The organism is Roseateles sp. P1_C6, assembly GCF_056406315.1.
This window is the reverse complement of sequence record NZ_JBFUAK010000014.1, coordinates 185,418-194,737: the sequence shown is the minus strand read 5'-3', so window position 1 is coordinate 194,737 and position 9,320 is coordinate 185,418. Positions and strand designations below refer to the sequence as shown.

The 9,320-nt window shown below is 70.8% G+C and carries 8 protein-coding genes and 1 pseudogene; 3 read left to right on the top strand and 6 right to left on the bottom strand.

The window, feature by feature from the left end; translation table 11 throughout:
* On the bottom strand, positions 1–200 hold a 200-nt coding region (locus AC1D29_RS27445), incomplete at its 3' end, for a transposase (RefSeq protein ID WP_477903542.1).
* A gap of 419 nt (positions 201–619) precedes the next feature.
* On the opposite strand from AC1D29_RS27445, the gene AC1D29_RS27440 reads away from it, so the two are divergent.
* The 3 genes and pseudogenes from AC1D29_RS27440 to AC1D29_RS27430 all read left to right on the top strand — a co-directional run bounded on the left by AC1D29_RS27440 (position 620) and on the right by AC1D29_RS27430 (position 4,032).
* Positions 620–832, top strand: coding sequence for a hypothetical protein (locus AC1D29_RS27440; protein ID WP_477903540.1), 213 nt, complete (start codon positions 620–622; stop codon positions 830–832).
* A gap of 385 nt (positions 833–1,217) precedes the next feature.
* Positions 1,218–2,903 (top strand): annotated as a pseudogene (locus tag AC1D29_RS27435) (DNA internalization-related competence protein ComEC/Rec2); the annotation flags it as partial.
* 49 nt (positions 2,904–2,952) lie between these two features.
* A complete protein-coding gene (locus AC1D29_RS27430; protein WP_477903538.1) occupies positions 2,953–4,032 on the top strand; it encodes a cyanophycinase in 1,080 nt (359 codons plus the stop codon).
* A gap of 103 nt (positions 4,033–4,135) precedes the next feature.
* Here AC1D29_RS27430 and AC1D29_RS27425 read toward each other — a convergent pair whose 3' ends face one another.
* The 5 genes from AC1D29_RS27425 to AC1D29_RS27405 form a co-directional block, all read right to left on the bottom strand.
* Positions 4,136–4,516 carry a VOC family protein gene (locus AC1D29_RS27425; RefSeq protein ID WP_477903536.1) on the bottom strand — a complete coding sequence of 127 codons (381 nt, stop codon included), beginning with the start codon at positions 4,514–4,516 and terminating at the stop codon, positions 4,136–4,138.
* A gap of 127 nt (positions 4,517–4,643) precedes the next feature.
* A complete protein-coding gene (locus AC1D29_RS27420; RefSeq protein WP_477903534.1) occupies positions 4,644–5,234 on the bottom strand; it encodes a TetR/AcrR family transcriptional regulator in 591 nt (196 codons plus the stop codon).
* Positions 5,231–6,307 carry a lytic murein transglycosylase B gene (mltB, locus tag AC1D29_RS27415; RefSeq protein WP_477903532.1) on the bottom strand — a complete coding sequence of 359 codons (1,077 nt, stop codon included), beginning with the start codon at positions 6,305–6,307 and terminating at the stop codon, positions 5,231–5,233. Before mltB ends, AC1D29_RS27420 begins: the two co-directional genes overlap by 4 nt.
* A complete protein-coding gene (locus tag AC1D29_RS27410) occupies positions 6,304–8,325 on the bottom strand; it encodes a transglutaminase TgpA family protein (protein WP_477903530.1) in 2,022 nt (673 codons plus the stop codon). Before AC1D29_RS27410 ends, mltB begins: the two co-directional genes overlap by 4 nt.
* Positions 8,322–9,302, bottom strand: a complete 981-nt coding sequence (locus AC1D29_RS27405) for a DUF58 domain-containing protein (protein ID WP_477903528.1) — start codon at positions 9,300–9,302, stop codon at positions 8,322–8,324. Before AC1D29_RS27405 ends, AC1D29_RS27410 begins: the two co-directional genes overlap by 4 nt.
* Positions 9,303–9,320: the final 18 nt, after the last annotated feature.

The following is a 9,320-nucleotide window of genomic DNA, read 5'->3' as shown; positions in this document are numbered from 1 at the left end:
GCGGTCGAGGCGCCTTCGAGCTGGCCGGCGTCGACCTCGTGCTGGCGAACCCAGGTGTGCAGCGTCTGCGGTACGCAGCCGATCTTGCCGGCGATGGACTCGATGGCGGCCCACTGCGACGGGTGCTCAGCGCGGTGCTCCAGCACCATGCGCACGGCGCGCTCACGGACCTCAGGCGAAAACTTCGTGGACTTCCTCATAGCTCCATTCTCTTGAGTTGGAGCCTCCTCGAAACCCGGGGCGGTTCAGGAAGCCTTCATCGTAGGAATTCAAGGAGCCTGCGGGTCCTCCGGTCCGAACTACCGACCGTACCGCCAATGGAGCGACGAGCAGCTTCAGGCTGCAGCCGAGGGGAGGTCACCGTTTGTCGGAGCTACCGAAGCTGCGAATGGGCCTAAGAGGGTTGCGTGCGAGACCGTACACAAGGCTAAGGACTAGGCCCTACACGTAGCTTCTCCCACTCTAGTGCACGTAGAAATGCCTACCTTCCCCCCAGCCGAACTACGTTGACGGCAATCGCATCCCTCTAGAGCTTTTCGTTCGAGTCTCATCGACCGACGCCCGTTGCTTTGACGTCGTCGACGAGTCAGGCCGCTTCATTGCTCGTGACGTTCCGGACATGAACACGGCGCGTCTGCTGGCTGCAGCGCCACTGCTGCTGGACAGGTTCTATGAGATGCGCACCACGATTGCGGCATGGGTCGAGACGGGAAGGATTTCTTCTCTGGAGATTCCAGGCCGCGACGACTTTGTGCAGTGGCTAGATGACTTGTCGACTGTGGAGGGCTTGGCCCGTGCCGCCGATGGGCGCTTCCCGCTCGAGGAGGTCTGACTCCTCAGCATTCGCCCATCGCGATTTCTTCAGAGGCGCCCGATTCGGGCGCCTTTGTCATTCCTGGTCGCTAGACGGAGCTGGGCGAGTCAGCTTTCATCTCTGGGCATCGGCAGAGAAACTAGCGGCCCACTCGGGATGTCGGTATGCGGAGGGAAACTCAGAATTCATGCCCCCTCGACCCTGTTTGAGGCTCGTTAGGACTTGCCGACATCGCGTGGCGGCCGCTAGCGTTGACGCGGGTTTCGAGGGCATAGCTCAAGACTCTTTCGGGGTCTCATCGCAGAAGGGGCTGCTCAGGGGGCCGCCAGCTCAAGACACCTGCCTAGCTCAAGACAGTTTCTGAGAGCTCAAGAGAGTTTTCTTTCAAACCACTCATGCCGACTGGGCGCTGTTCCGGGACACGGCGGTCGCGCATCTGTTGAGCGTCTCGGGCCTGCACGTGACGCTGTTCGCCTGGCTGGCCGCGGCGCTGGTCGCGCCGCTGTGGCGCCGCAGCCGCTGGCTGTGCCTGCGCCTGCCTGCGCCGACGGCCGCGCGCTGGGTGGGCGTGCTGGCGGCGCTGGCCTATGCGCTGTTCTCGGGCTGGGGCGTGCCGGCCCAACGCACCGTCGTCATGCTGGCGGCGGTGGCGGGCCTGCAGACGCTGGGCCTGCGCTGGCCATGGCCCCTGGTGCTGCTGGGCGCGGCCGTCGTGGTCACCGCGGTGGACCCCTGGGCCTTGATGCAGCCCGGCTTCTGGCTGTCCTTCGGTGCGGTGGGCCTGCTGATGGCAGCCGGTGGCGAGCCGTCGCAAGGCGCCTGGGCCCGGCTCAAGGCCGCGTTCCGCACCCAGGCCGTCGCTACCGTGGGCCTGGCGCCGCTGAGCCTGATCTGCTTTGCGCAGCTGTCCGTCGTGGGCCTGCTGGCCAACCTGCTGGCCATCCCGCTGATCAGCTTCGTCATCACGCCGCTGGCGCTGCTGGGCGGTGCGATGCCGCCGCTGTGGGCTGTCGCCGCCTGGCTGATGCACGGCCTGATGGCCTGGCTGAAGCTGCTGACGGCGCTGCCCGGCGCCGTCTGGTGGCTGCCGGCCGCGCCGCTGTGGTCGCAGGGGCTTGCGCTGCTGGGCGCCGCCCTCATCGTCATGCGCCTGCCGTGGCGGCTGCGCTTGGCGGGCCTGGCGATGACGCTGCCGCTGCTGTGGCCGGCCGTGCCGCGTCCGACTCAGGGCGAGTTCGAGCTGCTGGCGCCCGACATCGGCCAGGGCAATGCCGTGCTGGTCCGCACCCGGGGCCATGCGCTGCTGTTCGACACCGGCCCGGTCTATGCGCCGGGCGCGGACGCCGGCGAGCGCGTGCTGCTGCCGCTGCTGCGATCGCTGGGCGTGCAGCGGCTGGACGTGCTGATGCTGAGCCACCGCGACAGCGACCATGTGGGCGGCGCGGCGACGCTCATGCTGGCGCTGCAGGTGGGCGAGCTGCGCAGCTCGCTGGAGCCCGGCCACACGCTGCTGCGCGCCGGGCCGACGGCGCAGCGCTGCGAAGCCGGCCAGGGCTGGGTCTGGGACGGTGTGCGCTTCGACGTGCTGCACCCGCAGCCCGCGCACTACGACGCCGGGCTCAAGTCCAACGACTTGTCCTGCGTGCTGCGCATCACGTCCGCCTCGGGCCGGCGGGCGCTGCTGGCCGGCGACCTGGAGGCGGAACAGGAGCGCCGCCTCGCGCAGCGCGAGCCCGACCTGCGTGCCGATGTGCTGCTGGTGCCGCACCACGGCAGCAAGACTTCGTCGAGCGCCGAACTGCTCGCCGCCGTGCGGCCCACGACGGCCGTGGTGCAGGCGGGCTACCGCAGCCGCTTCGGCCATCCCGCGCCGCCCGTGCTGGCGCGCTATCAGGCCGCGGGCATCGCCGTCGTCGCCAGCCCGGCCTGCGGGGCCTGGCGCTGGCAGAGCGACCCGTCGCCCGCGCGCGGCGCCTGCGAGCGCGACCGCCGACCGCGCTACTGGCAGGACCGCAGCCCGCTCCCTGCGGAGCCGCCCGGCCCGCCAGCGGACGAATCGGCGCCCGCCGACATCGAACTGGTGTTCTGAGGCCCGGCCTGCCACACTGGCCCGCAGCCATGCTGCCGCAGGAGATCCCATGAAGAGCCTTGACACCCGCCCGACATCCTGGGGCCGCCGTGCGGTCCTGCTGGGCCTGCTGTGCGCCAGCCTGGCTGCCCACGCCGGGGGCGGCAGCGCCGGCAGCGGCGCCAAGGCCACGGCCGCCAGCAAGGACTACGAGCTCTACCGCAGTGGCAGCGCCGCCGACGCGCTGCCGCCGCAGCCGGCCAGCAACATGCTGGTGCTGATGGGCGGCGGCATCGACGTCGACGACGCCTTCCGCGCCATGATCGCCAAGGCCCGAGGTGGCACGGCGGCCAAGGTCGATGTCGTCATCCTGCGCACCTCGGGCGCCGACGGCTACAACGCCTACCTGATGGCCATGGACGGCGTCGACTCGGTCGAGTCCATCGTGCTGAAGACGCGCGCCGGCGCCAGCGCGCCGGAGGTGCTGGACCTGGTGGCCCGCGCCGACGTGCTGTTCCTCGCCGGCGGCGACCAGTCCACCTACATCGCCCAATGGGCCGGCACGCCGCTGGAGGCGGCGATGAAGGATGCCGTCGCCCGCCGCGTGCCGTTCGGCGGCACCAGCGCCGGCCTGGCCGTGCTGGGCCAGTTCGACTATTCGGGCGCCAACCAGTCCATCTCGTCCGCCGAGGCCATGGCCAACCCCTACGGTCGCAACGTGACGCTGGACCGCAGCTTCCTGAACGCGCTGCCGCTGATGAGCAGCGTCATCACGGACGCCCACCTGGTCGCTCGCGACCGCATGGGCCGCCTCGTCACATTCCTGGCCCGCCTGTCGGCCGATGGCTGGGCCGGCTGGGCCTCGCTGCGCGGCATCGGCGTGGACGAACAGACGGCCGTCGTCGTCGACGGCGACATCGGCACCGTCATGGGCAATGACGACGGCCAGGGCGGCCGCACCGGCCGGGCCTATTTCCTGAGGCCGACGATCGCGCCGACGACGGTGCAGGCCAAGAAGCCGCTGACCTTCCGCAGCCTGCAGGTCGAGAAGCGCGTGGCCGGCGGGCAATACAACCTCGCGACCTGGCCGACCGTGTCGCCGTACTTCATCTCTGTGGAGGCCGGCGTGCTCATGCCCGCCCCCTACTGAAGCCCCTCGCCCAAGGCGCACCTTGACCGGTCCCCCGAGGGACCATCGCCCAACGCGGGCCGGCTTGGGAGCGACCCGGCGCACGGCCCGCCGAGGCACTGCCTCAATCAAACGTGTCGCGATAGGCCGCCGACGCATCGGCGCGCGTGTTCAGCTCGAACATCACGCCGCCCGGTGCCCGGCAGAAGAAGCGCGAGCCGCGTTCGTGGCTGATCACCTCGCTCTCCATGACCACGCCGTCGGCGGCCATCGCTTCGTAAAGCGCTTGGACGTCGGCGAGCGTGGGCAGCTCGAAGCCGACGTGAAAGGTTTGCGGCCAGTCGGGCGCCTGCTTGCGCGAGTTCTCGATGACGACGTCGAAGCCCGGCCGCTTCAGATTCCAGAACGGGCCGTTGGAGGCGATGCGAAAGCCCAAGTATTTCGCGAAGAAGGCCGAGGTCTGAGCGGGGTCGACGGAAGGGAAGCTCAGGTGGTTGAGCTTCATCGGTGCGAATGTTGTGGTCATGGGGGCCCCAGAGGATTTGTAGAGCCGTCATCGTCGATTTTGGAGCGCATCTGGGCTACTCGCATGGGCGGCCTCTCGGGTGGCGCCCTCCGCCCGGCGCGCTTGCTCACATTTGCGCGGCGCCGAGGTAGCCAAACACGGCCGCGGCAATGCGCGTTTGCAGCGCCGCGGCGTCGCTGTCGCCGCGCAGGCCGGCCGTGTCGGTCAGCGCGCGGATGAGCTGCCCGAGGTCGTCGGCCGCGATCGCCGGCTGAGGCGGCAGATCGGGTCTGTCCAGGATGCGCCGGATCAGCTCGACGAAGCCGCTCTTGCCCTCCAGCACCTGACGGGTGGCGGGTTTCTCTTCCTCCAGGTCCAGAAGGCGGGCCAGTTCGGCGCGCCCGAGTTGCTGGCGCACGGCGGCGGCGATCAGGTGCTGCAGCGCCGCGCGACCCGTGGGCTCGGCCAGCGCGGCGTTCGCGTCATCGTGAAAGCGCTCCTTCTCGCGCTGCATCAACGCGATCAGCAGCGCGTCCTTGCCCGGGAAGTACTGGTAGACCGAGCCGATGCTGACACCTGCCCGCTCGGCCACCGCATTGGTGTTGAAGGCCTCGAAGCCCTGGGCTTCGAGGATCTGCGCCGCGGCCTCGAGGATGCAGGCCACCGTCTCGACGGCGCGCGGCTGCGTCGGCCGCTTGCGCGGCCGCAAGGTGCTCATCGTTGCTGCAGCCGGCGCGCCTTCACGGCCTGACCCAGCTCGATGACGGCCAGCGCGTAATAGGCCGACCAGTTGTAGCGCGTGACGACCCAGAAGTTCTGCGTGCCTAACAGCACGGTGGTGGGCTTCTTGGGGCCGTTCTGCAGCTCGATGACGGCCATCGGTCCGGCATGGTCGCGTGCCGCCTCCGAGGGCAGGGCGCCGGCCGCCAGCAGCTCGGCCGCGGTGAAGCTGGGCTTGATGTCCGGCGCCAGCAGCCGTGCGCGTTCGCCCTTGTCGGCCGGCAGCCTGACGCTGTAGTGCGTGGCTTCGCCGGGTTTCCAGCCGTACTCGGCCAGGTAGTGGGCCACGCTGCCGATGGCGTCCACCGGGCTGGTGATCAGGTCGACCCGGCCATTGCCGTCGAAGTCCACCGCGTGCTGGCGCCAGCTGCCGGGCATGAACTGCGGCCAACCCAGGGCGCCGGCATAGCTGCCGCGCACGTCGGCCGCGTCCAGGCCGTTCTCGCGGCACAGCTTCAGGAACTCGGCCAGCTCGCCGCGAAAGAACGCCTGGCGGTCGGCGGCGCGCGGGTGCTCGGTGGGGAAGTCGAAGGCCAGCGTGGCCAGCGCGTCCAGCACCTTGAAGCCACCGGTGATGCGGCCATAGAAGGTCTCCACGCCGAGGATGCCGATGACGATCTCCGCCGGCACGCCGTATTGGCTCTCGGCGCGCGCCAGCGCCGCGTCATGCTCGGCCCAGAAGGCCACGCCGGCGTCCAGCCGCTTGGGCTCGATGAAGCGGTCGCGGTAGGCCGCCCAGTTCTTGGCCGTGCCGACGGCGGCGGGCAGGATGAGCTGGCGCACGCGCGGCAGATCCAGCGCCTCGCTGAGCTGCTCGCGCAGCGCGGTGGCGTCCCAGCCCTGGGTGGCGGCGAGGTCGTCGGCAAAGGCGACGAGGGCGGGGCGGGAGCCCAGAGGCTGGGGTGGCGCCACCGCCGCGGGCTTGGCGTGGCGGGGTTTGGCCTGGGCGGCGAACGGGGTGCAGAGCGCCAGCGACAGGCCGGCCAGCAGGAGTGGGAATCGCGACTTCACGCGCGCAGCATACGGGCCGCCGTGCGGAACTCGCCCCAGTCCGGCGCCGGGGCATCGGCTGCGTAGCGCGAGCGCTCCAGCTTCTCCAGCCATTGCGCGGCCGGCTCGGCTTTCTGACCCAGCTGCTGGCGCAGCGCGCGTGCCCAGGCGGCCGGGCTTTCGTGCACGGGTGCGGTGACGCCGGCGTGGGCCAGCAGTGCCAGGATGCGCGCGCGCTGGCGGCTCCAGGCGTCGTGCGGCCGGCTGCTCCAGCGTATCCAGGCGGCCGAGGCCGTGGCCAGCACCAGGATGACGGCGGCCAGCGCCTGGCCCAGGCCGGTCCAGTCGGGGCGCTCGAAGCCCATCTTCTTCAGCAGGTCGAACTGGTTCTGGCGCGAGTAGTTCAGCACCAGTTGCTGCCAGCGGTTGTTGACGGTCTCCCAGCCGCCGCGCAGCGCGCGCCACAGCGTCGGGTTGATCTGGCCGATGACGCCCGGCTGCGGGCGCAGCGCCAGGCCCTGGATGACACGGTTGGGGGCCACGGCGGCCGTCGGGTCGCTGCGTACCCAGCCCTTGCCGTCGACCCAGAACTCGGCCCAGGCGTGGGCGTTGGCGTTGCGCACGATGAGGTAGCCGTCCTGCGGCTCCGCGTCCCAGCCCTGGAAGCCGGTGACGATGCGCGCCGGCACGCCCATGGCCCGCATCAACACGACGAAGGCGGACGCGAAATGCTCGCAAAAGCCCAGGCGCCGGTCCAGCCAGAACTCGTCGATGACGTGCGGCGACGCCTCGCCGTAGCGGCCGGGCGACAGCGTGTAGAGGAAGTCGTTGGCGCGCACATGGTCCAGCAGCGCGGCGGCCAGCGCCTCGGTGCGGGGGCCGGCAGCGAGGTTGGCGAAGCGCGGCTGCTCGGCCAGCGCCTTGGCCCAGGCGAGGCTGCGCGGGTTGCTGCCGGCCGGCAGCTCCATGTCGACGGCCTGCTGGAAGCGGTTGCGCTTCAGGCCCGCCTGCCAGTTCAGTTGCGCGCTGGTGTCCAGCCGCAGCCGCTCGGTGATGGGGCGCGGCGACAGCCATTGCAGCTCGCCGCCGCGGATCAGCGTCAGGTCGGGCAGGGGCAGCTCGCTGCCGACCGCGCCGGGGCTCATCTCCAGCAGCGGCAGCACGGGGATGCGCAGCGGCTCCAGCGTCATCTCGTAACGCAGCGCCGGGCCGCTGCTGGCCAGCTCGTCGCGGCCGCGCAGCCAGCTCTGGCTGGGGCGGGTGTCGGGTGCGCGCCAGGTCTTGCCGTCGAAGCGCGTCAGCACCGGGCCGCGGAAGTAGCGCTGGTCGGGCGGCGGCGGCGCGTCGACGAACTTCAGCCGCATCGCGATGCTGTCGTCGTTGGCGATCTCGTTCATCGCGCCGAACTCCAGCTGGTTGGACAGCCCCGTGCGGCCGATGGCCTCGGTCGGCACGCCCCACAGCGGCGCGATGCGCGGGAACAGCACGAACAGCAGCACCATGACGGGCAGGCCCAGCGCCGTGGTGCCGGCCGCGCGCCGCGCCGCGATGGCGATGCTGGGCACGCCGGTGGGCATCTGCGCCAGCACGACGGCCGCCAGCAGCCCCCACAGCGCGAACAGCGAGCCCAGCGCCGTCAGCAGCGACTGCGAGTACAGGAACTGCGTCAGCACCAGGAAGAAGCCGAGGAAGAAGATGACGAAGGCGTCGCGCCGGGCGCGCAGCTCCATGGTTTTCAGCGCCATCAGCATGACCAGCAGCGTGATGCCGGCCTCCCGGCCCACCAGCGTGCGGTAGGTCAGCCAGGTCAGGCCGGCGTACAGCGCCGCGATGGCCAGCAGCCACCAGCGGCTGGGCAGCGGCCGCTGGCGTGCCGCCAGCAGCCCGCGCCAGCCGAGCACCAGCGTGGTCAGCGCCGTGCTCCACCAGGGCAGGTGGTCGGCATGCGGCAGCATGACGGCGGCGATGACGCCCAGCAGGAAGAAGCTGTCGCGCGTGTCCCGCGGCAGGCGCTCCCACCAGGCCTTCAGACCGTTCACGACGCGAACTCCGCCAGCTGTTGCAGGCAGGCCTGGCGGTGCGCGGCGCCCAGAGAAGGCTCGATCTCACGGCCGCTCAGGCGCAAGCCGTAGGGCTGGCCAACGCGTTCGGCGGCCAGCACCCAGGCGGTCAGGCGCGACAGGCGGGCCTCGACGTCGCGGCCCTGCGTGTCGCGCCAGTCCAGCCACAGGTCCCGCGACAGCGGCGCCTCGGTTTCGCGCACCCACAGCGGCAGGCCCTGGTCCAGTGCCAGCGCCGACTTGCGCCACAGGATCTGCTTCATCGAGTCACCCCGGCGGTAGCTGCGCACGCCGGAGAAGTTGCTGCCGCCCTGCGGCTTGCGCGTCGGCGCGGCTTCGCCGGCGCCGGCCTCGGCCTGCGCAGGGAAGGGCGCCAGCACCTCTTCGGCCCGTGGGTAGACCCAGACCCGGCTGGCCGGCCGCCAGTAGCTCCAGGCGCGGAAGAAGCCCAGCGGGAAGCGCGTCGTCACGGTCAGGCGGGGCAGCTCGCGCAGGCCGCGCTTCGCGGCCGGCAGGCGCAGCTTGAGCACGGCGTGGCCCAGCGCCGGCACGTCGACCCAGGCTGGCTCGGTCAGGCCGGTCTCAAGCTGGGCGCTGACGGCGATGCCAAAGCGCGCGTTGCCGCTGTTGTGCAAGCGCAGCTCCAGCGCGTACTCGTCGCCGGCGTGCACGCCTTCGGGCGCCTTCAGGTCCATCTGCAGGCCGCGCAGGTTGGCGTGCGTCGTGTGCATGGATGCCAGGCCCGCGCCGGTCAGCGCGAAAGTCAGCGCGTAGCCCAGGCTCAGCTGTTCGTTGATGGACGCGAGCAGCAGCACGCCCAGCGTGCCGCAAAAGGCCAGGCCCGCGAGCGTGGGCACGATGTAGACGTTGCGCTGGGTGGTCTGGTGCGTGTCGGCCGGCGGCTGGCGGGCCTGCCACCAGGCTTGCCAGCGGCTGCGCAGGGCATATAGGGCCATGGGCGCAAGAATACGTGG

Coding starts and splice junctions, on each gene's coding strand:
- AC1D29_RS27440 (WP_477903540.1), top strand. CDS start 620: ATGAACACGGCGCGTCTGCTGGCTGCAGCGCCACTGCTGCTGGACAGG.
- AC1D29_RS27430 (WP_477903538.1), top strand. CDS start 2,953: ATGAAGAGCCTTGACACCCGCCCGACATCCTGGGGCCGCCGTGCGGTC.
- AC1D29_RS27425 (WP_477903536.1), bottom strand. CDS start 4,516: ATGAAGCTCAACCACCTGAGCTTCCCTTCCGTCGACCCCGCTCAGACC.
- AC1D29_RS27420 (WP_477903534.1), bottom strand. CDS start 5,234: ATGAGCACCTTGCGGCCGCGCAAGCGGCCGACGCAGCCGCGCGCCGTC.
- AC1D29_RS27405 (WP_477903528.1), bottom strand. CDS start 9,302: ATGGCCCTATATGCCCTGCGCAGCCGCTGGCAAGCCTGGTGGCAGGCC.